This window comes from Curtobacterium caseinilyticum (genome assembly GCF_030363035.1).
Lineage (GTDB): Bacteria > Actinomycetota > Actinomycetes > Actinomycetales > Microbacteriaceae > Curtobacterium > Curtobacterium caseinilyticum.
In genome coordinates, this window is record NZ_JAUCMN010000010.1 from 85,823 (window position 1) to 109,559 (window position 23,737).

At 72.9% G+C, this 23,737-nt stretch carries 20 protein-coding genes and 1 tRNA gene; 11 read left to right on the forward strand and 10 right to left on the reverse strand.

All coding sequences use genetic code 11. The annotated features are described in order from the left end of the window. Window positions 1-242: 242 nt before the first annotated feature. Complete coding sequence (ahcY, locus tag QUG93_RS13770; protein ID WP_289474710.1) at window positions 243-1,721, forward strand: adenosylhomocysteinase; 1,479 nt, start codon at window positions 243-245, stop codon at window positions 1,719-1,721. A 139-nt stretch (window positions 1,722-1,860) separates the two neighbouring features. Here ahcY and QUG93_RS13775 read toward each other — a convergent pair whose 3' ends face one another. Next, entirely contained in the window at window positions 1,861-2,730 is an 870-nt protein-coding gene (locus QUG93_RS13775) for an RDD family protein (RefSeq protein WP_289474711.1), read from the reverse strand. A gap of 79 nt (window positions 2,731-2,809) precedes the next feature. On the opposite strand from QUG93_RS13775, the gene QUG93_RS13780 reads away from it, so the two are divergent. Continuing rightward, entirely contained in the window at window positions 2,810-3,805 is a 996-nt protein-coding gene (locus QUG93_RS13780; RefSeq protein ID WP_289474712.1) for a stage II sporulation protein M, read from the forward strand. A 5-nt stretch (window positions 3,806-3,810) separates the two neighbouring features. Here the strand turns inward: QUG93_RS13780 and QUG93_RS13785 are convergent, their stop codons facing one another. From QUG93_RS13785 to QUG93_RS13805, 5 genes are read right to left on the reverse strand one after another with little or no spacing between them, the layout of a single operon-like run. Further along, a complete protein-coding gene (locus tag QUG93_RS13785; RefSeq protein ID WP_289474713.1) occupies window positions 3,811-5,166 on the reverse strand; it encodes a DUF58 domain-containing protein in 1,356 nt (451 codons plus the stop codon). Further along, entirely contained in the window at window positions 5,166-6,158 is a 993-nt protein-coding gene (locus tag QUG93_RS13790; protein ID WP_289474716.1) for an AAA family ATPase, read from the reverse strand. Before QUG93_RS13790 ends, QUG93_RS13785 begins: the two co-directional genes overlap by 1 nt. After that, window positions 6,155-7,477: a DUF4350 domain-containing protein gene (locus tag QUG93_RS13795; protein WP_289474717.1), complete on the reverse strand. Its 1,323-nt coding sequence runs from the start codon at window positions 7,475-7,477 to the stop codon at window positions 6,155-6,157. The genes QUG93_RS13790 and QUG93_RS13795 overlap by 4 nt, the downstream gene beginning before the upstream one ends. Further along, window positions 7,474-8,112: a DUF4129 domain-containing protein gene (locus QUG93_RS13800; RefSeq protein WP_289474719.1), complete on the reverse strand. Its 639-nt coding sequence runs from the start codon at window positions 8,110-8,112 to the stop codon at window positions 7,474-7,476. The genes QUG93_RS13795 and QUG93_RS13800 overlap by 4 nt, the downstream gene beginning before the upstream one ends. After that, window positions 8,109-9,680, reverse strand: coding sequence for a glycerophosphoryl diester phosphodiesterase membrane domain-containing protein (locus tag QUG93_RS13805; protein ID WP_289474721.1), 1,572 nt, complete (start codon window positions 9,678-9,680; stop codon window positions 8,109-8,111). Before QUG93_RS13805 ends, QUG93_RS13800 begins: the two co-directional genes overlap by 4 nt. Window positions 9,681-9,825: 145 nt before the next feature. Between QUG93_RS13805 and mtrA the strand changes: the two genes are divergently transcribed. From mtrA to secA, 6 genes are all read left to right on the forward strand, one after another. After that, complete coding sequence (mtrA, locus tag QUG93_RS13810; RefSeq protein WP_289474722.1) at window positions 9,826-10,500, forward strand: MtrAB system response regulator MtrA; 675 nt, start codon at window positions 9,826-9,828, stop codon at window positions 10,498-10,500. A 134-nt stretch (window positions 10,501-10,634) separates the two neighbouring features. Next, window positions 10,635-12,263, forward strand: coding sequence for an MtrAB system histidine kinase MtrB (gene mtrB, locus QUG93_RS13815; RefSeq protein ID WP_289474725.1), 1,629 nt, complete (start codon window positions 10,635-10,637; stop codon window positions 12,261-12,263). Next, window positions 12,263-13,942 (forward strand): LpqB family beta-propeller domain-containing protein, encoded by a 1,680-nt coding sequence (locus tag QUG93_RS13820; RefSeq protein WP_289474727.1) that lies wholly within the window; start codon window positions 12,263-12,265, stop codon window positions 13,940-13,942. The genes mtrB and QUG93_RS13820 overlap by 1 nt, the downstream gene beginning before the upstream one ends. A gap of 232 nt (window positions 13,943-14,174) precedes the next feature. Then, complete coding sequence (locus QUG93_RS13825) at window positions 14,175-15,041, forward strand: ComF family protein (protein WP_289474729.1); 867 nt, start codon at window positions 14,175-14,177, stop codon at window positions 15,039-15,041. Between the two features lie 150 nt (window positions 15,042-15,191). Beyond that, a complete protein-coding gene (gene hpf, locus QUG93_RS13830; RefSeq protein ID WP_289474731.1) occupies window positions 15,192-15,920 on the forward strand; it encodes a ribosome hibernation-promoting factor, HPF/YfiA family in 729 nt (242 codons plus the stop codon). Window positions 15,921-16,063: 143 nt separating this feature from the next. After that, the gene (gene secA, locus QUG93_RS13835; protein WP_289474734.1) at window positions 16,064-18,847 is read left to right on the forward strand and encodes a preprotein translocase subunit SecA; all 2,784 of its coding nucleotides are present in this window, start codon (window positions 16,064-16,066) and stop codon (window positions 18,845-18,847) included. Window positions 18,848-18,941: 94 nt separating this feature from the next. On the opposite strand, the gene QUG93_RS13840 is transcribed toward secA, so the two are convergent. After that, window positions 18,942-19,463: an Rv3235 family protein gene (locus QUG93_RS13840; protein WP_289474736.1), complete on the reverse strand. Its 522-nt coding sequence runs from the start codon at window positions 19,461-19,463 to the stop codon at window positions 18,942-18,944. 109 nt (window positions 19,464-19,572) lie between these two features. Here QUG93_RS13840 and QUG93_RS13845 point away from each other — a divergent pair, with 109 nt between their 5' ends. Beyond that, window positions 19,573-21,078 (forward strand): sensor histidine kinase, encoded by a 1,506-nt coding sequence (locus QUG93_RS13845; RefSeq protein WP_289474738.1) that lies wholly within the window; start codon window positions 19,573-19,575, stop codon window positions 21,076-21,078. A 73-nt stretch (window positions 21,079-21,151) separates the two neighbouring features. On the opposite strand, the gene QUG93_RS13850 is transcribed toward QUG93_RS13845, so the two are convergent. After that, window positions 21,152-21,400, reverse strand: a complete 249-nt coding sequence (locus QUG93_RS13850) for a WhiB family transcriptional regulator (RefSeq protein WP_022904217.1) — start codon at window positions 21,398-21,400, stop codon at window positions 21,152-21,154. 256 nt (window positions 21,401-21,656) lie between these two features. Between QUG93_RS13850 and QUG93_RS13855 the strand changes: the two genes are divergently transcribed. Then, on the forward strand, window positions 21,657-22,088 hold the full coding sequence (locus tag QUG93_RS13855) for a hypothetical protein (protein WP_289474740.1): 432 nt from the start codon (window positions 21,657-21,659) through the stop codon (window positions 22,086-22,088). A gap of 78 nt (window positions 22,089-22,166) precedes the next feature. Here QUG93_RS13855 and bcp read toward each other — a convergent pair whose 3' ends face one another. After that, complete coding sequence (bcp, locus tag QUG93_RS13860) at window positions 22,167-22,637, reverse strand: thioredoxin-dependent thiol peroxidase (RefSeq protein WP_289474741.1); 471 nt, start codon at window positions 22,635-22,637, stop codon at window positions 22,167-22,169. A gap of 113 nt (window positions 22,638-22,750) precedes the next feature. Here bcp and QUG93_RS13865 point away from each other — a divergent pair. Beyond that, window positions 22,751-22,826 (forward strand) — tRNA-Lys (locus QUG93_RS13865). Here the strand turns inward: QUG93_RS13865 and QUG93_RS16035 are convergent. Continuing rightward, window positions 22,785-23,720, reverse strand: coding sequence for an IMPACT family protein (locus QUG93_RS16035; protein ID WP_353067774.1), 936 nt, complete (start codon window positions 23,718-23,720; stop codon window positions 22,785-22,787). The genes QUG93_RS13865 and QUG93_RS16035 overlap by 42 nt on opposite strands. Window positions 23,721-23,737 lie beyond the last annotated feature (17 nt).

Consider the following 23,737-nt stretch of genomic DNA (forward strand, 5'->3'; position numbering starts at 1 on the left):
GCGGGGCCCGCCGGGCGCGACCCGGGACAGGACGGTGATCCGTGCCTCCCGGGTGTGACCGGACGACGACCGGACCCTGCCGGGCGTGGGCCGACGCAGGACGGCGACCCGCGCCTCCCGGGTGTGACCCGACGACGACCGGACCCTGCCGGGCGTGGGCCGACCCAGGACGGCGACCGCGCCGCCCGGGCGTGACCCGACACCACCAGCCGACCGCGCCCCCACCGTGCCAGACTGGCGCCATGCCGACCGAGACCCGTACCGACTCCCCGTTCCGCGTCGCCGACCTCGCCCTCGCGGAGGCGGGCCGACACCAGATCCGCCTCGCCGAGAACGAGATGCCCGGGCTGGTCTCCCTGCGCCAGGAGTTCGGCGCCGCGCAGCCACTCGCCGGTGCGCGCATCGCGGGGTCGCTGCACATGACGGTGCAGACCGCCGTGCTCATCGAGACGCTCGTCGCGCTCGGCGCACAGGTCCGGTGGGCGAGCTGCAACATCTTCTCCACGCAGGACGAGGCCGCAGCCGCCGTCGCGGTCGGCCCGACGGGGACACCGGACGCCCCCGCTGGCGTTCCCGTCTTCGCGTGGAAGGGTGAGACGCTCGAGGAGTACTGGTGGTGCACCGACCGCATCTTCGACTGGAGTGCCGAGGCGGCCGCGGCCGGAGCGGACTGGTCGGGGCCGAACCTGATCCTCGACGACGGTGGTGACGCGACGATGCTCGTGCACACGGGGGCCGAGGCCGAGGCAGCGGGCCGTGTCCCCGCGGCCGGGTCCGACGCGAGTGCCGAGTGGCGGATCGTGCTCAGCACCGTCGCCGCGTCGCTCGAGCAGTCGCCGGACCGCTGGACCCGGATCGCGTCCGAGATCGAGGGCGTGACCGAGGAGACCACCACGGGTGTCCACCGGCTCTACGAGCTGTCGCGGAAGGGCGAGCTGCGCTTCCCGGCGATCAACGTCAACGACTCGGTGACGAAGTCGAAGTTCGACAACAAGTACGGCATCCGGCACTCGCTGCCCGACGGCCTGAACCGTGCGACCGACGTGCTGATCGGTGGCAAGGTCGCGTTCGTCGTCGGGTACGGCGACGTCGGCAAGGGTGCTGCCGAGGCGCTGCGCGGCCAGGGCGCCCGCGTGGTCGTCTCCGAGGTCGACCCGATCTGCGCGCTCCAGGCGGCGATGGACGGGTACCAGGTGGCTCGTCTCGCGGAGGTCGCCGACCAGGTCGACATCGTCGTCACCTGCACCGGCAACCTCGGTGTCGTGGGCGTCGACGAGATGCTCGCACTGAAGCACCTGGCGGTCGTCGCGAACGTCGGGCACTTCGACAACGAGATCGACATGGCGGGACTCGAGGCGCTGCCCGGCGTCGAGAAGGTCGAGATCAAGCCGCAGGTGCACGAGTGGCGTCTGCCGAACGGCCGGTCGATCCTCGTGCTCAGCGAGGGGCGCCTGATGAACCTCGGCAACGCCACGGGGCACCCGTCGTTCGTGATGAGCAACTCGTTCACCAACCAGGTGCTCGCGCAGATCGAGCTGCACACCCGGCGCGAGGAGTACCCGACGGGTGTGTACGTGCTGCCCAAGCACCTGGACGAGAAGGTCGCCCGGCTGCACCTCGACGCGCTCGGCGTGCGGTTGACGACGCTGCGTCCCGAGCAGGCGGCGTACATCGGCGTGCCGGTCGAGGGGCCGTACAAGCCGGAGCACTACCGGTACTGAGCCCGCTCGGGCCTCGGGCCTCGGGGACCGCGCGTGGGGCCCGGGGAACCACGTTCCGGACACTGCACCGTGACCTTCCGCGGTGTCGTGTCCGCTCCGCGGTGTCCCGCCCGCAGCGCCGCGCCGCCGCGCGCCTGTCTCAGCGTGGGAAGCCGGGCGGCCGCGCCGTCGCCGTCACGCCCGCCCGGTCGAGCAGCGCAGCCCGCCCGCGGAGCGCCTGCTCGTCGCGAGCACGACGCAGGACGGTGACCCCGGCGAGGAACGGCTCGGCCGGCACGGGCGGCACCGGGTGCACGTACGGCACGACCTCGGCTGCGAGCCGCTGTGCGACCGCGGCCCTCGCCTCCGGGCGCATGTCCGCGGCCCCCCGGAAGAACGCGCCGAGCCGGTTCTCGAGCCGCTGCGGCAGCGCGGCGACGTCGGCGATGCCGGCCCACCCCGACAGCTCGACCGGCAACAGCACCTCGACGGCACGTGCGCGGGGCGCGCGTTCGTGCTGCACGAAGGTCCCGGCGAGCAGGTCACCGAGCCGCCGCGGTCGGGTGCCGAACAGCGCGACGAGCAGCGCGATCGAGCCGAACGTCGTCCAGAGCTCGAGCAGCCCGACGAGCGAGCGGGTGATCGCGTGGCGGAAGCCGATCGCACCGCCGTCGACCCGGACGACCCGGGTGCCGGTGGCGTACCGGCCGACGCTCCTGCCGCGGGTGACCGTCTCGACGGCCGCTGGGACGAGCACGAGCACGGCCACGGTCGAACCGACCTGCAGCGGGACGAACCACGCTCCGTCGAGGTCCGACGGCAGGACGCGGCCGAGGCCGACGAGCAGCAGCACGAACAGCACGACCAGGCAGAGGGCGTCGAGCAGGGCCGCGGCGAGCCGCAGCGCGATGCCCGCCGGCTGCACGTCGAGCGCGACGGCTTCACCGACGACGAGCTCGTCGACGGCCTCGTCCAGGGTCGCCCCGAAGCGGGCGTCGGCCAGGTCGCGCGGCACGCGGGTCTTCGACATGGGATCATTCTGACGGAGCACGTCGCCGACCGCCCGGGCGGACCCGGCGGGGCGTGCGCCGGACGGACGGGGGAGTCACGTGGACCTGGAGGCCTACAGCGCCGTGCACGGCGACCGCTGGCGGGAGCTCGACCGGCTCGCCCGGGCGCGCCGGACGACCGGTGCGGACGCCGACCGGCTCGTCGCGGGCTACCAGGAGGCAGCCACCGACCTCGCCCGCATCCGCGGCGCCGCTCCCCGGACCGCGACCGGGGACCGCCTGTCCCTCGTGGTGTCCCGCGCGCGGCTGCGCTTCACGGGCACGCCGGTGGACCCGCTCACCGCGCTGACGACGTTCTTCGTGCGACAGCTGCCGGCCGCGATGTACCGCATCCGCTGGACCACGCTCTGGGTCGGTGCGGCAACGGCGGCCATCGCCGCGATCGTTGCGGTCTGGATCGCGACGACCCCCGGGGCGACGGCCACCTTCGGCACGCCCGCGGCGCTCCGGCAGTACGCGACGGAGGACTTCCAGGCGTACTACTCCGACCACGGCCTCGGCGCGTTCACGGCGCAGGTGTGGTCGAACAACGCCTTCATCGCGGCCCGCATGGTGGCCTTCGGCATCACCGGCCTGTACGTGCCGTACTCGATCGTGCAGAACGCCGTCAGCCTGGGCGTCTCCGCCGCGATCATGCACTCGCAGGGGCGGCTCGGGGACTTCTTCCTCTACATCGCCCCGCACGGGCAGCTCGAGCTGTACTCGGTGTTCCTCGCCGGCGCTGCCGGGCTGGTGATCGCCTGGTCGTGGATCGCCCCGGGCGCACGGACCCGGGCACAGGCCCTCGCCGAGGACGGCCGCGCACTCATCACGGTCGCTGCCGGTCTCGTCCTCACCCTGCTGCTCTCCGGGCTCGTCGAGGGCGTCGTCACCCGCCAGGCGTGGCCGTGGCCCGTCAAGATCGGCATCGGCACGGTCGCCCTCGCCGCGGTGCTCTGGTACCAGTGGGTGCTCGGCGGGCGCGCCCACCGCGCGGGCGAGCGGGGCGACGTCGAGGAGTTCGAGCGCGGTGCGACCGCGCTCACGGCCGGCTGACCGCGTCAGATCCGCCCGGTCGCCTTCGCGCGGATGTACGCGTCCGCCACGCCGGGTGGTACCTGGTCCGGGGTGGCACGGACGACCTCGGCACCCGCCCGGCGGGCCACCTCCCCGACGCCCTCGGCGTCGAGCAGGGTCCGGGTCGCGGCAGCGCGCCGGTGGACGTCGTCCGCGCCACCACCGGACGGGAGGCCCGGCACGAGCCCGCGACGCCCCTCCTGTCGGGCGTGGCCGGGCTCCGGGTCCCCGCTCGCCGTCCGCTCGACGGTCGGGTCGACGACGCTGGTCACGACGACCGCGTGCCGTCGGGTGAGCCGTGGGAGCACGGCGAGCAGGTCGGCCGAGGCGCCCACCGAGTCGAGGCTGGAGACGAGCACGACGAACGACCGCGAGGTCGTCACCGCGTCGAGCAGCGCCGGTACGGCGTCCCAGTCTGTGGCTGCGAACCCGGGCTCCGCGAGTGCGAGGGTCTCGCCGAAGCGCCGGACGACGTCGCTCCGGGCTGCGCCGTGCACGCGTCCCCGCACACCGTCGTCGAGCACGACGAGGTCCACGCGGTCGCCCGCGGCCGAGGCGAGGGCACCGAGGAGCAGCGCGGTCTCGATGGAGGTGTCGAGACGGGGTTCGTCCTCCACGCGGCCGGCCCCGGACCGTCCGGCGTCGACGACCACGACGACCCGCCGGTCCCGTTCCGGTCGCCAGGTGCGGACGACCAGGTCCTGCCGCCGGGCGGTGGCGCGCCAGTCGATCGACCGGACGTCGTCCCCGCGGACGTAGTCGCGCAGGGAGTCGAACTCGGTGCCGTGGCCGCGGAGCTGCAGGGTGGTCTCGCCGTCGAGCTCCCGCAGTCGGGCGAGCCGCGAGGGCAGGTGGCGGCGGGAGCGGAACGGCGGGGTGACGACGAGTTCCGCCGGGGCCGTGACGACCCGCTGACGGGCTGCCAGTCCGAGCGGCCCCGTCGCCCGGACGGCGACCCCGGTGGTCGAGCGCCGCCCCCGCCGGAACGGCTCGAAGCGGATCCGGGTCGCCCGGCGTTCCCCGGCCGGCACCGCGGTGCGGATCCGACGTGGCGTCTGCCCGGCCGACGGCTCCCACATGTCCCGGGCGACGGCGCGGAGCGTGCGGGCGCCGTCGTTGACGAGGACGAGCGTGCCGTCGGCGGTCGTGCCGCGGCGGGCGAGCCGGGGCATCCGGCGCTCGATGCGGACCTGCCGCAGGTCCGCGGCGAGCAGCACGTCGAGGGCCGCCGCGAGCACGACGACCAGCGCCCACGCCGCACCGGCCCATGCGCTGCCGAGCAGCACGGTGGGGACGATCGCGACCGCGAGGAGCGCCACGAACCGGCCGGAGAGCGCCACTAGAACGGGACCCGGACCTGCTCGACGACCTGCTGCAGCACGCCGTCCGCGCCCACGCCCTCGAGCTCGGCGTCCGCGGCGACCCGCAGGCGGTGGCGCCAGACGGGCAGGAGCATCGCCTGCACGTGGTCGGGGGTCACGGCGTCGTACCCGGTGAGCCACGCCCACGCCTTCGCAGCGGCGAGGAGCGCGGTCGCACCGCGGGGGCTGACACCGACCCGGACCGAGGGCGCCTGACGCGTCGCACGGGCGAGGTCGACCACGTACGCGAGGACGTCGTCGCGGGCCCCGACCGCGCGCACCGCCCGCTGGGCAGCGAGCACCTCGTCGACGCCGAGCACCGGCTCGACGCCGGCGGACCGGACGTCGCGGGGGACGAACCCGTCGGCGTGCCGACGGAGGACCTGCCACTCGACGTCACGAGGAGGCACGTCGAGCGTGAGCTTGACGAGGAAGCGGTCGAGCTGCGCCTCGGGCAGCGTGTAGGTGCCCTCGAACTCGATCGGGTTCATGGTCGCGGCCACGAAGAACGGGTCGGGGAGCCGTCGAGCGGCGCCGTCGACGCTGACCTGGCGCTCCTCCATCGCCTCGAGGAGCGCCGACTGCGTCTTCGGGGGCGTCCGGTTCACCTCGTCGGCGAGCAGCACGTTCGTGAACACCGGGCCCTCGCGGAACGGGAACGTGCCGGTGGACGCGTCGAAGACGAGCGACCCGGTGACGTCACCGGGCATCAGGTCGGGCGTGAACTGGATGCGCTTCGTGTCGAGCGACATCGCGGCGGCGACGCTCCGGACGAGCAGGGTCTTGGCGACACCGGGGACGCCCTCGAGCAGCACGTGTCCCTGCGCGAGGATGCCGACGATCATCCCGGACACGGCACCCTCCTGCCCGACGACGGCCTTGCCGACCTCGGCGCGGAGTCGACCGAAGGCGTCGCGGAGCGGGTCCGGGCCGACGGGGGTCGGGGTCTGGGCGGGTGACGGATCGGTCACGATCGTGCTCCTCGTCGGTTGCGGTGGTTCGTGGTGGTGCCGGTGCCGGTGCCGGTGCCGCTCCGCCGTCCGACGGGAGCGCCGGTCGCCGTCTGGACGGCGCGCTCGAGTTCGTCGAGGGCGGCGGCGCCGTCGACGAGGGCACGGTCGTCGCGGGTGGGGCCGCCGACGAGCACGGCGCCGACGGCGGCGTCCGCGCGCCCGGTCGCGCGGGCGGCGGCCCGGACGACCTCGTCGACGTGCACGCCGGGCGGCAGCCCCAGCCGACGGGCGGTCCGACGGATCGCGGCGATCCGCAGCGTGTCGAGCGAGTGGGTGCGGTCGCGGGCACGGGCGTACAGGCGGGCCCGCCCCTCGGTGGTCTCGGCCGCGCGCACGACGACGGGCATGCGCTCGACGACCAGCGGACCGAGCCGTCGACCGCGCCACACGCCGGCGGCGACGGCGACGAGGGCGAGCAGGAGGATCGCTCCGGGCACCCACGGCGGAGCCAGCGAACCGAGCGTCGGCGCGGCGTCGGCCGAGGTGCTGGTCGGGGTGTACCAGACGAGCCGGTCCTCCGACCCGAGCAGGCCGAGGGCGAACGCGGCGTTGCCCGCGGTGGTGATCGTGTCGTTCCGGAGCGCCGCCGAGGTGCCGACGAGGGTGACGTCGCCGCCGGGCGTCGACGTGCGGACCAGGCCCGCGAGCCGGTCGTCGCCGTCGCCGGTCGGCACGCAGAAGTCGGTGGCCGCGGGCGCCCGGGCGGTGTCCGGCGGGCGGTAGCCGTCGCCCGTGCTCGTGATCCGGCCCGCGGCCTCGGCAGCCGGGATCGCGCACCCGGTCGTGGAGACGACCGCGTCTCCCGTCACCCGACCGGCGGGTTCCACCCCGAGGCCGAGCGCGTCGAGCGCGGACCGGTCGGTGGAGAGCAGGACGACGTGACGGGCCTCGCGTCCGAGCCGCGCCGCGACGGTCGCGTCGAGCGCGCTGGCGGAGTCGTCGACGAGCACCGTGGCGTCCCGGAGGTCGTCGGTGTCGAGCCGGTCGACCCGGTCCACCACGTCGACGGCAGTGCCCTGCTGCTCGAGCACGCGGACCAGGGCCTTCGCTCCGCTCGCGGAGGCCGACCGCGGGTCGAGCGGATCGCGGGACGGCCCCGTGGACGACTGCACCACCGCCGTCAGCGCGGCGAGCAGCAGGCCGACGAGCACGATGACGACCCAGAGGACGACGCGGCCACCGCGACCCGTCCGGCGGTCGTCGGTGCGGCCGCCACGGGTGTCATCGTCGGTGGGGCGTCCGTCGGCGGTGCCCCGATCGGCGGTCGTGGCGCTCATGCGGGGACCGTCGGGGCGGTCCGTGGGCGTGCGGTCCGCACGGCCGTCTCGGTGTCCAGGACCGCTCGTGCCGCTCCCTCGTCCGCCGACCGGCCGAGGTAGCGGACGTCGTCGAAGGTGCGCGCGGCGGCGTCGATCCGGTCCGCCTGCTCGGGGAACAGCGGTGCGGCGCGGCCGGCGACCGCGCGCGCCGTCGCACCCGGGACGTCACGGACGAGGTCGCGTTCGCCGAGGCCGCGCGCCAGGGCCCGGTACCCGTCGAGGACGGCGGCGGACCAGTCGCCGGTGCGCAGTGCGGCGCGGGCGGCGTCACCGAGTTCCCGGGCGGAGCGCTGGTCGTCGTCGTCGAAGACACCGCCGTCGGCTGCACGCTGCGCTCGGGTGCGGCGGCGGGGCAGGCCGCGGGCGACGACGACGACGACGAGGACCACGACCGCGACGAGCACGACGACCGCGATCCACAGGAAGGTCTGGCCGAGGGCAGGGGAGTCGAGGCCGCCGATGCGCAAGGAACCGAGCCAGTCGAGGAACGCCCGGGACGCGCGGTCCCACCAGGTGACGTGTGCGCCGTCGTACTCGGACCGCTCCAGTTCGCGCTCCAGGAGCCGGCGTGCCTCGTCCGCGCCGAGGCTCACGCGCCGCCGCCCGACCGGGACCGGTCGTCGTCCGCGTTCGGGTCCTGCGGGCCGCGCCACTGCTGTGCTCCGCCGGAGGACGGGTCCGCCGGCCACTGCGGTTGCTGCGTGGGCGGCTGCTGCTGCCACTGTTGCTGCGGGCCAGCCGACCACTGCTGCTGGCCAGACTGCTGCTGGCCAGACTGCTGCTGGCCGGACTGCTGCTGGGCCGGCCACTGCTGCTGGGCCGGCCACTGTTCGGTCGGCTGCTGCTGGCCCGTCCACTGCTGTTGCGCGGGCCACTGCTGTTGCGCGGGCCACTGCTGCGCGCCGCCCGACCACGACCGTCCGGGCCAGGACGACCGGTCGACCGGCGCTGCCGGCCCGAAGGGGTCTGCGGGCTCGCCGGTCTCGAGGTGCGCTGCGATCCGCTGGTCGAGCCCCTCGGTGCGGATCCGCCGGTCGATCGCCAGGAACGTCACGATCGACGCGCTCAGCACGTCGGTCGTGCACTGCACCGCGATCGTCAGGAGCGCCCCCACGACGATCCCGACGACCGCCCCGACGCCGATGCCGGCACCCGCGTCGGTCTGGCCGAGCGGATCGAGGGTCCCGCTGGCGAGCACCGTGGCGAAGGTCAACGGTGCGGACGCGATCGACGCGGCGATCCCGAACGCCACCTGCACGAGCAGGACGATGCCGAACGTCCGCCAGAAGGCACCGCGGGTGAGCCGCCACGACTGGGCGGCGGCCGAGAAGACGCCCCGGCCCTCGAGCGCGATGGTCGGCACGGTGAACACGAACTTCGTCGCGAGCCACGCGATCACGAGGGCGGCGCCGACGAACAGCACCAGGAAGACGACGATGTACCCGCCGACGTCCGATCCGCCCGCCGCCAGCCCGGCCGCCACCCCGACCAGCACGAGGAAGAACACGATGCCCAGGACCACGCCGGCGGCGAGCTGCAGCAGGATCCAGGCCACGACGGACCAGCGCCGACCGACGAGCAGCGCCCACAGGCCACGGAAGCTCGCGCGACGGCCGAGCATCCGCTGCCCGGTGTCGACCGCGACCGGCGCGACCAGGAAGGCGCGGCCCAGGTAGGCGAGGAACGGGAGACCGGCGGAGACGAGCAGGAAGAGGGTGACCGAGCCGGCGATCACGTCCTCGGACCCGGTGCCGCTGTCGACGGCGCTGGAGATCCGCGACTGGACGGCCTGTTGCCCGAGCGCGCTCGCGAGCGTCGACACGAGTCCGAGCACCCCGCTGAGCAGCAGGCTCCAGAGCAGCAGGACGCGCGGGTTCCGCCGGAACACCGTGAAGGCACCGGCGAGCACGTCCCCGAACCCGAGCGGGCGGAGCGGGACGACCGGCCGCTGCGGCGGTCGGGGCGGCTGCGGCGACCGGGGCGGCTGCTGCTGCGACCGGGGGTGCTGGCCGGGCCACCCACCGGACGGCTGTCGTGCTGCCGGGTCGACGGCGGGCTGCTGGCCCTGCCACCCACCGGACGGCTGCTGCCCCGGGAGCCGGGTCGGGCCTCCTGTCCGGTCGTCGCCGTCGCGTGAACCCGGAACCTGCCAGTCGGACATCGCCGCCCCCTCGTCCTGCACCTGCCGCGCAGCGGAACGCGCGGCGGTACCCATCCTGCCGGAGATCCCCGCTCGCCGGGTGCTCGGCTATCGTGACTGTGGGTGCCGGTCCGGCACCACCGCCCGTGACACGGAGTCCATGCACATGACACCGCGCATCCTCGTCGTCGACGACGACCAGGCCCTCGCCGAGATGATCGGCATCGTCCTCCGTTCCGAGGGCTACGAGCCGGAGTTCAGCGCCGACGGCAACGACGCCGTCGAGGCGTTCCACAGCACGAAGCCCGACCTCGTGCTGCTCGACGTGATGCTGCCGGGCATCGACGGCATCGAGGTCTGCAAGCGCATCCGTGCCGAGAGCGGAACGCCGATCATCATGCTGACGGCCAGGGGCGACACCGCCGACGTCGTCGCCGGGCTCGAGAACGGCGCCGACGACTACGTGGTGAAGCCCTTCAACCCCAAGGAGCTCGTCGCGCGCATCAAGACCCGGTTGCGCCCGAGCGCGGCCGACGCCACGGTGCTGCACGCCGGCGACCTGACCGTCGACGTCGCCGCGCACGAGGTCCGCCGTGGGGACACCGTCATCGCGCTGACCCCGCTCGAGTTCGACCTGCTCCGGGCGCTCGCCGAGAAGCCGAACCAGGTCTTCACCCGCGAGATGCTCCTCGACCAGGTGTGGGGCTACCACTACAAGGCGGACACCCGGCTCGTGAACGTCCACGTGCAGCGCCTCCGCGCGAAGATCGAGCACGACCCGGACAACCCGCGCATCGTCACGACCGTCCGCGGCGTCGGCTACCGGGCCGGAGGGGCCTGAGCACCGTGCCGTCGGCGCCGCCGAGCACGGGGTCGGGCACGGGCGCGGGCACGGGGCCCGGCCCCACGCCGTCCCCTCGGGCCGCCGAGCCCCGCCCCGGTCGCGACCCGTACGCGCGGGGACGAGCTGCGCGCGTGCGCCGACGGCTGCGCCGGTGGGTCCGCCGCGGCTGGTACGCGGTCGCCTGGCTCTGGCGCCGTTCGCTCATGGTCCGCTCGGTCGCGATCACCGTCGCGACGAGCGGCCTGGCCGTCGCGATCATCGGCACCGCCGTCATGATCAGCATCTCGAACAACGTCTACGCCCAGCGGCGTGACCAGATCGAAGCAGAGTCCGCCCGCGCCACCGTCGTGGCACAGGGCATCTTCGACGCGGCCACCGCGGCCGAGGACAACAACCAGACCGAGCTCGAGACGCTGCAGAGCGAGGCGCAGGACGCGATCCTCTCGAACACGACCAGCCCAGGGGGCACACGGATCGCGATCGAGCGGACGCCCGGGCAACCGGGGCCGCAGGTGCTGCAGACGCTCGCCAGTCGCGACTTCCCCGACGAGGTCATCACCGACGCGCTCCGCCGCGAGGTCGGGAAGGACACCGGTCGGCTCAGCCTGCAGCCCGTGCAGCTCGACGACGACGGTCGCCGCGAGCCCGGACTGGCCGTCGGCTCCGTCCTGCAGATCCCCAGCGCCGGGCAGTACGAGCTCTACATCGTCTACGACCTGTCGGATGCGCAGCAGACGCTCGACTTCGTGTCCCAGACGCTGTCGATCGGCGGTGTCGCGCTCATCGTCCTCATCGCCCTCGTCACGTCGCTCGTGGTCCGGCTCGTCGTCGTCCCGATCCGCGGCGCCGCCGAGACGAGCCGGAAGATCGCCGCCGGCCGGCTCGACGAACGCATCCCGGTGCGCGGGCACGACGACATCGCGATCCTCGCGCGGAGCTTCAACGACATGGCCGATGCGGTGAGTCGGCAGATCACCCAGCTCGCCGAGCTGTCCCGCGTCCAGCAGCGCTTCGTGTCCGACGTCTCGCACGAACTCCGCACGCCGCTCACCACCATCCGGCTCGCGGGCGACATGCTCTTCGACTCCCGACACGCGTTCGAACCGTCGGTCGGTCGCTCCGCGGAACTCCTGCACGCCCAGGTCGAACGCTTCGAGCTGCTGCTCGCCGACCTGCTCGAGATCTCGCGGTACGACGCCCAGGCAGTGCAGCTCGACACCGAGCCCGTCGTGCCGGCGTCGCTCGCCGTGGACATCGTCGAGGAGTTCCGACCCCTCGCCGAGCGTGCCGGCACCGAGCTGCAACTCGTCACCCCCGGTGGGCACACGACCATGCAGCTCGACGCGAAGCGGATCCGGCGCATCCTCCGCAACCTCGTCGGCAACGCGATCGAGCACGGCGACGCGAAGCCCGTGCAGGTGGTCGTGGACAGCGATGCCCGCTCGGTCGCGATCGCCGTGCGCGACCAGGGCGTCGGCATGCCGCCGGAGGACGCCGCCCGGGTGTTCGACCGGTTCTGGCGAGCGGACCCGAGCCGGAAGCGCACCATCGGCGGCACGGGCCTGGGCCTGGCGATCTCGCTCGGCGACGCGAACCTGCACGGTGGACGGATCGACGTCTGGTCCCGCCCCGGCGAGGGCTCGACGTTCGTGCTGACCCTGCCCCGCGGCGAGGCCCTCGGCACCGCGACGTCGGCCATCCCGCTGCCCGAGCTCGACGAGACGTACGACGGCCCCCGTGCCGTCCGGGAGGACCGCTGATGCGCGCACGACTCCGCACCGTGGTCGCGACGGCGCTCGCGGCACTCACCGTCGTCGCGCTGACCGCCTGCGCGGCGATCCCGACGGGTGGTGGCGTCCGCACCGGCCAGTCGATCAAGGACGAGTCCATCTCCGGTGTGGACTACCGTCCGGACAGCCCGGTGCCCGGTGCCGACCAGACCGCGATCCTGCGCGGGTTCGTCGCCGCCGGCACCGGCGCCCAGGACGACTACGAGATCGCGCGCGCGTTCCTGGCGAAGGGCTTCGCCTCGCAGTGGGACCCGCGTCGCAGCGTCACGGTCCTGCAGGGGAGCGGCACCGTCGACCGGGTGGCCGAGCGCGAGCTGACGTACACGCTCACCGCGAGCGCCACGGTGGACGCCGACGGCGAGTACACGCAGGCCGTGCGCCCGACCACGTCGACCCTGACCTTCCAGTTCGTCCGGGAGGACGGCGAGTGGCGCATCGCCTCCGCCCCGGACGGCATCATCCTGACGCCGGTCAGCTTCCGGTCCGTGTTCCAGCAGCACGCCCTGTACTTCTTCGACCCGACGAACACCTTCCTCGTGCCCGACGAACGCTGGTTCCTCGCCCGCTCCTCGACGAGCACGCGCATCGCCAGCGCCTTGCTCGCCGGTCCCTCGGACTGGCTCAGGGGTGCCGTCGTGACGGCGTTCCCCGAGGGCACGCAGCTGTCGCTCAACGCCGTCACGATCGAGAACGGCACCGCCGTCGTGGACCTGTCCACCGACGCACTCCGCTCGAGCAACGACGACAAGCAGCGGATGCGTGAGCAGTTGGCCCGCTCGCTCGCCTCGGTCGCGTCGGTGTCGTCGGTCTCGATCACCTTCGAGGGGGCGACCTACAGCGCTTCCCGCCCGGACGGCACGCCGGCGAAGGTGAACCCGGACGTCGACCCCCGCCCGCTCGTCGACCGCAAGGACCAGGTCGGCCACGCCACGACGAACGGCAAGGTCGCGACGCTCGGTGGTGACACGAGCGCGACGATCGCCGCGCTCGACCCCACCTCGTTCTCGCTCTCGGCGTCCGGGTCCGTCGCAGTCGTCGGCAACGCCAGCGGCGTCGTGGTCGTGCGGGGACGCGACGCCACCCGTGTCGACGCGACCGACGACCTCGTCCCCCCGACGATCGACGACCTCGGGTTCGTCTGGGTCGGCCGCGAGGGCGACACCAGCCGTGTGACGGCCTACGGCCTCGGCGGCGATCCGCACCAGGTCGCCACGAAGCTGCCCCGCGGTTCGCTGGTCGCGTTCCAGGTCTCCCGCGACTCCACGCGGGCGCTCGCGCTCATCGAGACCGCGGACGGTCCGGCGCTCTACGTCATGGCGATCGTGCGCGGGGACGACCGCACGCCGACGACGCTCGGCCCCGCGGTCCGGGTGCAGGCCGCGTCCGGACGCGCGGTCGGTGCGGCCTGGGTCAACGACAGCGACGTGGTGTCGGTCGGCCAGACGGACTCCGGCACCGAGGTGGTCCGCTCGACGGTCGGCGGGCAGTCGACGACCCTGCCGGAACCGGACGGGAGCGCGCGGTCGGTCACCGGGGGGAGCGGCGGGTCGATCCTGCTCCGCATGTCCGACGGCTCGGTGCTGCAGTCGACCGGTGGACGCTGGGACACGACGGGCGTGACCGCGGACGTGCTCGGCACGCAGCGCTGAAGCGGCTCGCGCTCGTCCTGCACAGCAGGCACGGCCAGGAGGCCCGTCCACCGGCCGCCCCGCCGCCGCGGGCGGGCGCGTGGCCGGCTGCGAGCGTCGGTGCATGTCCCGTACGACGCCTCCCGTCCCCAGCGCCCCGCCTGGCGCCCCGCCCGGCTCCGCCCCGCCCGGCTCCGCCCCGCCCGGCTCCGCCCCGACCGGCCCGCTCCCGGTGGAGTCCCGCGCAGGCAGCGTGCGGGACCGACCGTGGGTCGACGCGGTCCTCGCCGTGCTCGGACTCGTCCTGCCCGTCTCGTGCGTCGGCTGCGGCGCACCGGACCGTGCGGTGTGCCCGAGGTGCCGCGCGGACCTCGACGCCCGGCCCCTGCGCACCCGACTCGTCGCGGGCGTCCGGCTCGACGCCGCCTTCGCGTACGAGGGCCTGGTGCGGACCCTGGTCCTCGAGCTGAAGCTGCGCGGTCGGACCGACCTCGCCCCGGTGCTGGCCGCCAGGTTCGGGGTGCTCGTGCGCCGGGCGCTGGCCGCTTCCCCGGGCGCGGTGCTCGTCCGCGTCCCACCCTCGCGGAGCGGTGCCCGACGCCGCGGGTTCGACCCCGTCGTCCTGCTGCTGCGGCGGTCCCGGCCGGGGGCGCCGGGTGGACGGGCCCCGTCCGCGACCGTACCGACCCGGGAGCGGCCGGTGGCGGTGTACGGGTCGCTGCCGAGTGGCCGGGGGCTGCCGGGTGGCCGGAGGCTGCCGGGTGGCCGGGGGCTGCCGGTGGAGCGGGCCCTGCCGCTGCGCTGGTCGCTGCCCTTGGCCGGGGCGCGCACGCTGCGTCGGGTCCGCCGACCTGCTGCGTCCGTGCCGACCGCTCCCGGACCGTCCCCGAGCGTGCCGCCGGCGGGTGCGTCGTCCCACGGACAGAAGGAGCGCACGGCGCTGGAACGCGTCGAGGCGACCGTCGGCACGTTGCGCGCCTGCGGGGTGCAGGGCCGCGACGTCGTCGTCATCGACGACGTCGTGACCACCGGCGTCACGATGGCCGAGGCGGTCCGGGCGGTCCGCGCCGCGGGCGGCCGGGTGGTGCGGTGCGTGGCGCTCGCCGAGGTCGAGGAGTGAACCCCCGGTGTCGGCTGAGTGTCCGGTGGGTGTCCGTCCGACCCGCCGGTGGGCGGTGACGCGGTGCGGTGCCGGGGTCTAGCCTCGCGGCAAGGCGTTCGGGATCGCCGGATGGAGGCGACGCGCCGGAGTACGGATGGGAGCCGCCACATGGACGTGACGATCACAGGACGGAACGTCGGGGTCACCGATCGATTCCGCACCTACGTCGAACAGAAGTCCGAGAAGATCGACGTGCTCGCCGACCGCGCCCTCGCCTTCGAGGTGCGCCTCAGCCGCCACAACGAGAAGTCCGGCGGCAGCGGTGGCGAGGACCGCGTCGAACTGACGCTGATCGGCCCCGGGCCCCTCGTGCGGGCCGAGTCCGCTGCATCGGACAAGTACGCGGCCTTCGACCTGGCGTTCGCGCGCATCACCGAGCGTCTCCGCCGGGCTCGCGACCGCCGCAAGGTGCACCGTGGTCGGCACCGCCCGACGTCCGTCGCCGAGGCCGCCGGCAGCGGGTTCGAGCACATGGACGTCACCCCGGCCGACGGACGGCTGATCGAGACCGTCGCGACGGGTGCGGTGCCCGTGGTCGAGGAGGCCCACGAGGACGACACCGAGGTCTACTCGCCCGTGGTCATCCGGCACAAGGTCTTCCAGGAGGCCCCGATGACCGTCGACGACGCGCTCTACCGCATGGAGCTCGTCGGCCACGACTTCTACCTGTTCGTGGACCAGGAGACCCACCGTCCGAGCGTCGTGTACCGCCGCAAGGGTTGGGACTACGGCGTCATCGGCATCGACGACGGCACCACCGGTGCCGGGCCGACCGGAGCCGAGGACGCGGACGCGAACGCGGACGTCGCAGCGTCGCGCTCCGCCGCGATCGCCTAGCCGCTCCGGCAGCACGGGTGCGCGGGGTCGGTCCGGCCGCGCGCACCCGTCACGCTCCCAGCGGCGCCGTCCGCCGGGTTGCTAGCATGACTGGCTGTTCGGATCGCGCAGGTCGCGCGCGACGACCCCCGTAAGGAGCTCACGTGGCAAACGTGCTGGAGAAGGTCCTCCGCATCGGCGAAGGACGCACCCTCCGTCGGCTGAAGGCGTACGCCTCGGCCATCAACGACCTCGAGGACGACTTCGCGAGCCTCACGGACGAGGAGCTCCAGGACGAGACGAAGGAGCTCCGCGAGCGGTACGCCAACGGCGAGACCCTCGACGACCTCCTGCCCGAGGCGTTCGCCGCCGTGCGCGAGGCGGCCAAGCGCACCCTCGGCATGCGGCACTTCGACGTCCAGCTGATGGGCGGCGCAGCGCTCCACCTCGGCAACATCGCCGAGATGAAGACCGGTGAGGGCAAGACCCTCGTCGCGACGACGGCCGCGTACCTCAACGCGATCCCGTCGCGCGGCGTGCACGTCATCACCGTCAACGACTTCCTCGCGTCGTACCAGTCCGAGATCATGGGCCGCGTCTTCCGGGCCCTCGGCATGACGACCGGCTGCATCATCGCGAACCAGTCGCCGGCCGAGCGCCGCGAGCAGTACGCCGCGGACATCACCTACGGCACGAACAACGAGTTCGGCTTCGACTACCTGCGCGACAACATGGCGTGGCAGGCGTCCGACATGGTGCAGCGCGGTCACTTCTTCGCGATCGTGGACGAGGTCGACTCGATCCTCATCGACGAGGCCCGGACGCCGCTCATCATCTCCGGCCCGTCCTCCGGCGAGGCGAACCGCTGGTTCACCGAGTTCGCGTCGATCGCCACGCGCCTGATCCCGGGCGAGGACTACGAGGTCGACGAGAAGAAGCGCACCGTCGGTGTGCTCGAGCCCGGCATCGAGAAGGTCGAGGACTACCTCGGCATCGACAACCTGTACGAGTCGGCCAACACCCCGCTGATCTCCTTCCTGAACAACTCGATCAAGGCAGTCGCCCTGTTCAAGAAGGACAAGGACTACGTCGTGATGAACGGCGAGGTGCTCATCGTCGACGAGCACACCGGCCGCATCCTGATGGGCCGCCGCTACAACGAGGGCATCCACCAGGCCATCGAGGCCAAGGAGGGTGTCGAGGTCAAGGCGGAGAACCAGACGCTCGCGACCGTCACGCTGCAGAACTACTTCCGCCTGTACCAGAAGCTCTCGGGCATGACCGGTACCGCCGAGACCGAGGCGGCCGAGTTCATGTCGACCTACAAGCTCGGCGTCGTCCCGATCCCGACCAACAAGCCGATGCAGCGCATCGACCAGACCGACCTCGTCTACAAGAACGAGAAGGCGAAGTTCGAGCAGGTCGCCGTCGACATCGCCGAGCGCCACGAGAAGGGCCAGCCGGTCCTGGTCGGCACCACGAGCGTCGAGAAGTCCGAGTACCTGTCGAAGCTCCTCGCCAAGAAGGGCGTCAAGCACGAGGTCCTCAACGCGAAGAACCACGCGCGCGAGGCCGCCATCGTCGCCCAGGCCGGTCGACTCGGCGCGGTCACCGTCGCCACGAACATGGCCGGCCGCGGTACCGACATCATGCTCGGCGGCAACTCCGAGTTCCTCGCCGTGCAGGAGATGCACGCGAAGGGACTGTCCCCGACGGAGACGCCGGAGGAGTACGAGGCCGCGTGGGACGAGGTCTTCGCGGAGATGAAGCGGACCGTCGAGGAAGAGGGCGACAAGGTCCGCGAAGCGGGCGGCCTCTACGTGCTCGGCACCGAGCGCCACGAGTCCCGTCGCATCGACAACCAGCTGCGTGGTCGCTCCGGTCGTCAGGGTGACCCGGGCGAGAGCCGGTTCTACCTGTCGCTCACCGACGACCTCATGCGCCTGTTCAACTCCGGCGCTGCCGAGAGCCTGATGGGCCGCTCGAACGTGCCGGACGACATGGCGATCGAGAACAAGCTCGTCAGCCGCGCGATCCGCTCGGCGCAGGCGCAGGTCGAGGGCCGCAACGCCGAGATCCGCAAGAACGTGCTGAAGTACGACGACGTCCTGAACCGCCAGCGCGAGGCGATCTACAGCGACCGCCGGCACATCCTCGAGGGCGACGACATCCACGACCGCGCCCAGTCGTTCCTCAAGGCCGTGGTCGACGACGTCATCGACACGCACACCGGCGAGGGGTCCCCGGACGACTGGGACCTCGACGCCATGTGGACGGAGCTCGGCACGCTCTACCCGATCTCGATCTCGATCGACGAGGTCATCACCGAGGCCGGTTCGAAGGGCAAGGCGACCCGGGAGTTCCTGGGTCGCGAGATCCTCTCCGACGCGAAGCTCGCGTACAGCAAGCGTGAGGAGCTCCTCGGCGAAGAGGCCATGCGTGAGCTCGAGCGACGCGTTGTCCTGTCGGTCATCGACCGCCGCTGGCGCGACCACCTGTACGAGATGGACTACCTCAAGGACGGCATCGGACTCCGCGCGATGGCACAGCGCGATCCGCTGGTCGAGTACCAGCGCGAGGGTTACGCACTGTTCCAGAGCATGATGGGCCAGATCCGCGAGGAGTCCGTCGGTTACCTCTTCAACCTCGAGGTGCAGGTGCAGTCGGACGGCGACAACGCGGTGATCGAGGCGAAGGGCCTCGACGAGAACGAGGCCACCGGGCTCGAGTACTCGGCGCCGTCGATCGACGGCGAGGTCGAGGTCCGCGACGAGCGCGGCCGTCTCGAGCAGGCGGCCACGGCGCGAGCGCAGCGTGCGCAGGCCGAGGCAGAGGCCGAGGCGACCGGTCCCGAGCAGGGTTCGGCGTTCGGCAACGCGGCGACCGCCTCCGGCCAGGCCGCGGCGAGCAACCGCGCAGAGCGTCGCCAGGCCGCCAAGAAGGGCTGACGCCACCACAGGACGGACGGGAGGCGCGGTGCCGGCTGGCACCGCGCCTCCCGTCTGTCCGGCCTCGCCCGGACGCCGCGGTGCCGGACGCAGCTCAGAGCACGCCCACGGCGGTGGCACGCCACCGGCCCTGCCGGAGCTCCAGTCGGAGCGCCACCGCCCGGGCATGACTGCGCGTGTGCACCACCACGGCGGCCTCGGCCACACCGGGGGCCGGTTCGCAGACGACGACGCTGCCGACCTGCAGCGCGGGGCGGGCACGTGAGCGTTCGCCGAGCGAACGAGCCCGGGCCGCGAGCGCCGCACGCTGGAGCAGGTGTCGCTGGACGTCCTCGGTGACCCACCGGGCGATGCTGTCGACCTCGCGTCCGCCGGTGAGGACCTCGACGACGCACAGGCCCAGCGCTCGCGCGGTCACTCGCGCGTCCGGCGCCGCTCGCGCGTCCGCCACCGCTCGCGCCTCCGGCACCGCTGGCGCGGCCCCCTCGGCCGGACCGTCGGCCTCGGCCCGTGGTGCTCCCGGCTCGATCGTCCTCCCGGACAGTGGGACGAGCGCCCGCCGCGCGGGCTCCCGTTCGTCGTCGTCCGCGATCGGACGTGCCTCTCCTGCCGCCATGTCCCCTCCGCCCCCGAGCGTACGGATGAACAGAACATGTGAAATACGGATGGTGACGTGCTGTGGAGGAGCGACGCTGTCCACAGTGCAGCGCACCTAGAATTGCCGGGTGTCGACCCTCAGTGACCTCGTCCTCGCGCAAGGCCGATCCTCCGAAGCGGACGTGGAGTGGCTCCACCTGCTCGTGGGGGACTGGCAGCTCCTCGCCGACCTGTCCTTCGCCGACATGGTCCTGTGGGTACCGACCGCCGAGGACGGTTCGTTCGTGGCCGTCGCGCACGCCCGACCGAGTTCGGCGGCGACGCTGTTCTACCGCGACATCGTCGGGCAGGAGATCCGCGAGGAGTGGCGCGACCAGGTGACCCGGTGCTTCGCGAGTGCCACGGTCGTGGACTCCGCCGAGCCGGACTGGTACGAGGACACCCCGACCCGTGTCCGGGCGATCCCGGTGCTCCGCCGTCTCAGCGCGAACAGCGCCGAGACCACCGACCGGCCGATCGCCGTCGTCACCCGGCACTCGAACCAGGACGAGATGCGGACCCCGAGCCGCCAGGAGCTGAACTTCACCGCGAGCGCGAACGACCTGTTCGGCATGATCGCGACCGGCGACTTCCCGGACCTGGGCGCCCCCGCTGGCCCGCGTCGCGGCGCGCCCCGCGCGAGCGACGGTCTGCTGCGGCTGGACACGAACGGCACCGTGACCTTCGCGAGCCCGAACGGCCTGAGTGCGTTCAACCGCATGGGCTTCGAGGGTGAGCTCGAGCGGAAGTCGCTCGCCGAGGTCACCACCGAGCTCATCGGCGCGAAGCTCGACGTCGACGAGTCCCTGCCGCTCGTCGTCACGGGCCGCGCACCGTGGCGGGCCGACGTCGAGGCGAAGGGCGTGACGGTGTCCCTCCGGTCGATCCCGCTGCGCGACCACGGTGAGCGGATCGGAGCGATCGTGCTCTGCCGCGACGTGACCGAGCTCCGGCACCAGGAGCGCGAGCTCATCACCAAGGACGCGACGATCCGCGAGATCCACCACCGCGTCAAGAACAACCTGCAGACCGTGGCGTCGCTGCTGCGCATCCAGGCCCGCCGCACCCACTCCGACGAGGCCCGGACGTCCCTGCAGAACGCGATGCGTCGTGTCGCGGCCATCGCGGTCGTGCACGACACCCTCTCGACGGGCCTCAGCCAGAACGTCGACTTCGACGAGGTGTTCGACTCGGTGCTCAAGCTCGTCACCGAGGTCGCCGCGTCGCACAACACGACGGTGCGGCCGAAGAAGACCGGCGAGTTCGGCGTGCTGCCGTCCGAGGCCGCCACTCCGCTCGCCCTCGGGCTCACCGAGCTCGTGACCAACGCGGTCGAGCACGGGCTCGACGGGCGGGACGGCGAGGTGGAGATCGTGGCCGAGCGTGCCGACGACCACCTCGACATCCAGGTCCGCGACAACGGCGTGGGGCTGCCGGAGGGCAAGGTCGGCTCGGGGCTCGGCACGCAGATCGTCCGGACGCTCATCCAGGGCGAGCTCGGCGGCACGATCGACTGGCACACGCTGACCGGCAGCGGCACCGAGGTCACCATCACGATCCCGTTCCGCTGGCTCACGGCCGCGGCTCCGGCGTAGCGGGACGTTCACACACGACGACGCCCGCCGCTCCCCGGGGGGAGCGACGGGCGTCGTCGTCAGGCGTGCTGCGTCAGGAGGCGCGGCGGGCGCGGGCGGCGCGGCGCTTCAGCGCACGACGCTCGTCCTCGCTCAGACCGCCCCAGACACCGGAGTCCTGGTTGTTCTCGAGGGCGTACTGCAGGCACATCTCGGTGACGGTGCACCGCGCACACACCGACTTGGCCTTCTCGATCTGGTCGACGGCGGGTCCGGTGTTCCCGACGGGGAAGAAGAGCTCGGGGTCCGCGGTGAGGCAGGCTGCCTGGTCACGCCAGTCCATGTGTGGTGCTCCTTGATGTCGATGCTCGAACGGCAGGCCGGGGCCGCGGCTCGGGGATCGGAACGCTGGCATGCACAGGGCACGAGGGGAACCTGTGGGGGAGGCTTCCGCTGGGAGCGAGTCTGACGCCCGCTGAACGCCCGGGGGAGGAGCGTCGAACCGCGGGAGACGCACACCACATCGTGCCGTCCAAACGACCTCCAATATCGTTCCATACTGATAGGGCCAAATCAAGGGTCCCGACTGGAGGCTTGCTGTGCCCGACACCACCCCGACCGGACCGCGCCCCGTCGCCGGGCGGTCGCCGGCCGTCCTCGCCCTGCTCGTCGTCGTGGGGCTCGAGGCCCTCGCGCTCGTCGTGGTGACGGTCGTCCTGCTCGTCGAGTCGATCGTCGCGCCGTCGTCGAGCATCGCCTCCGCGGTCGCGCTCACCCTGCTCAGCGCCGTCGCGGCGCTCTGGCTCGTGTCGCTGTTCATCGGCCTCCGGAACCGTCGTCCCTGGGTGCGCTCCGGCATCATCGTGTGGCAGGTCATGCAGGGCGCACTCGCGATCGGTGCCTTCCAGGGCGTCTTCCGCGTCGCCTGGGTCGGGTGGGTGCTCCTGCTGCCGGCCCTGCTCGGCCTCACCCTGGTGCTGTCGCGGCCGGTGACGGCCTCGCTCGTGCCCCGCGAGCAGCGCGACGACTGACCGGGCCGGCGTGACGGACGGGAGGCCCGGTGCCAGCTGGCACCGGGCCTCCCGTCCGTCCGTCGGTCCCGCGGGCGATCAGACCAGCCCGAGCTTCTTCCGCAGGCTGGCGACGTGGCCGGTGGCCTTGACGTTGTAGAGCGGCAGCTCGACGCGGCCCTCCTCGTCGACGACGATCGTCGAGCGGATGGTCCCCGTGACGATCTTCCCGTAGTTGTTCTTCTCGCCCCAGGCCGCGTAGGCGCGGTGCACCGCGAGGTCCGGGTCGCTCAGCAGCGGGAACGTGAGCGCCTGTTCGTGCTGGAAGGTCTTGAGCTTCGCCTGCTCGTCCTTCGAGACGCCGAGGACCTCGTAGCCGGCCGCCTGCAGCGACGACATGTTGTCGCGGAAGTCGCACGCCTCGGTGGTGCATCCCGGCGTCGAGGCCGCCGGGTAGAAGTACACGATGACCTTGCGCCCGCGCAGGTCGGCGAGGCTGTGCTCGACGCCGTCCTGGTCGGGGAGGGTGAAGTCGGGGGCGGTGTCGCCGGCGGCGAGACGGTCCGTCATGGGGCTCCTTGCTGGTTCCGGTGCCCGAGTGGTCGTGAGCACGCGAAACCCATGCTATTGTTGTTTCCCGTTGCAGCACGGAAGTGCGAGAGCGACAGACAACTGAACAGCACGCGCCTCTAGCTCAATTGGCAGAGCAACTGACTCTTAATCAGTGGGTTCTCGGTTCAAGTCCGAGGGGGCGCACCAGCAAGGCCCGGTCGGATCACTCCGACCGGGCCTTCTTCGTTCCCCGGGACGGGCCGATCGCCACGACACGCGCGGGCTGCCCCCGGCGCGCAGATCCGTCGCACGTCTCCTCGGTGCCGATCTGGTGGGCGTCCGCCGTGCAGGTCCGACGAGCGTCTCCGCCGAGCCGAGCCGAGTCGAGCCGAGTCGAGCCGAGTCGAGCCGAGTCGAGTCGAGTCGAGTCGAGCCGAGTCGAGCCGAGTCGAGTCGAGTCGATCCGATCCGATCGGATCCGAGCCGATGGTCGGTGTCGCGGGGCGCCGGGGTCGACGCGGCCGCGTCAGCGCGCAGCCGGTCGAGCTCGTCCTCCGGCACCCAGAGCGTGAAGGTGACCTCGGCGCCGTACGTCGGGTCGTCGAAGGTGGCGCCGTGGTGGCGCACCCACTCCCGCAGCACGTTGTCGATGCACCCGGCGTCGGCGTGCGGCGCCGCGACGTCCACCCGCGTGAGTTCGGTGCGCCGGACGGTCACGGCGACGTCGAGCGCCTCGGAGACCGAGGTCGAGTACGCCCGGACGAGGCCGCCGGCGCCGAGCTTCACCCCGCCGAAGTACCGCGTGACGACGGCGACGACGTCGGTCAGGTCGCGGCGTCGCAGGACCTCGAGCATCGGGACCCCGGCCGTGCCCGACGGTTCGCCGTCGTCCGACGACCGGGCCTGGTCGCCGAGGAGGCCCGTCACCATCGCGGAGCAGTGGTGTCGCGCGTCCCAGTACCGTCGCCGGACGTCCGCGATGACCCGTTCCGCGTCCGCGACCCCGGAGACCGGCGCGACGGTGGTGATGAAGCGCGACCGGGTGACGACGACCTCGTGCTCCACCGGCTCGGCGACGGTCGACGGGAAGAGGCGGGGCACGCACCGAGCGTACCCAC

What these genes read in the sequence shown, in the direction of transcription:
- QUG93_RS13795 (WP_289474717.1), bottom strand. Translation starts at nt 7,477, where the DNA reads ATGAGCGCCACGACCGCCGATCGGGGCACCGCCGACGGACGCCCCACC.
- ahcY (WP_289474710.1), top strand. Translation starts at nt 243, where the DNA reads ATGCCGACCGAGACCCGTACCGACTCCCCGTTCCGCGTCGCCGACCTC.
- QUG93_RS13775 (WP_289474711.1), bottom strand. Translation starts at nt 2,730, where the DNA reads ATGTCGAAGACCCGCGTGCCGCGCGACCTGGCCGACGCCCGCTTCGGG.
- QUG93_RS13850 (WP_022904217.1), bottom strand. Translation starts at nt 21,400, where the DNA reads ATGGACTGGCGTGACCAGGCAGCCTGCCTCACCGCGGACCCCGAGCTC.
- mtrA (WP_289474722.1), top strand. Translation starts at nt 9,826, where the DNA reads ATGACACCGCGCATCCTCGTCGTCGACGACGACCAGGCCCTCGCCGAG.
- bcp (WP_289474741.1), bottom strand. Translation starts at nt 22,637, where the DNA reads ATGACGGACCGTCTCGCCGCCGGCGACACCGCCCCCGACTTCACCCTC.
- hpf (WP_289474731.1), top strand. Translation starts at nt 15,192, where the DNA reads ATGGACGTGACGATCACAGGACGGAACGTCGGGGTCACCGATCGATTC.
- QUG93_RS13820 (WP_289474727.1), top strand. Translation starts at nt 12,263, where the DNA reads ATGCGCGCACGACTCCGCACCGTGGTCGCGACGGCGCTCGCGGCACTC.
- QUG93_RS13840 (WP_289474736.1), bottom strand. Translation starts at nt 19,463, where the DNA reads ATGGCGGCAGGAGAGGCACGTCCGATCGCGGACGACGACGAACGGGAG.
- QUG93_RS13805 (WP_289474721.1), bottom strand. Translation starts at nt 9,680, where the DNA reads ATGTCCGACTGGCAGGTTCCGGGTTCACGCGACGGCGACGACCGGACA.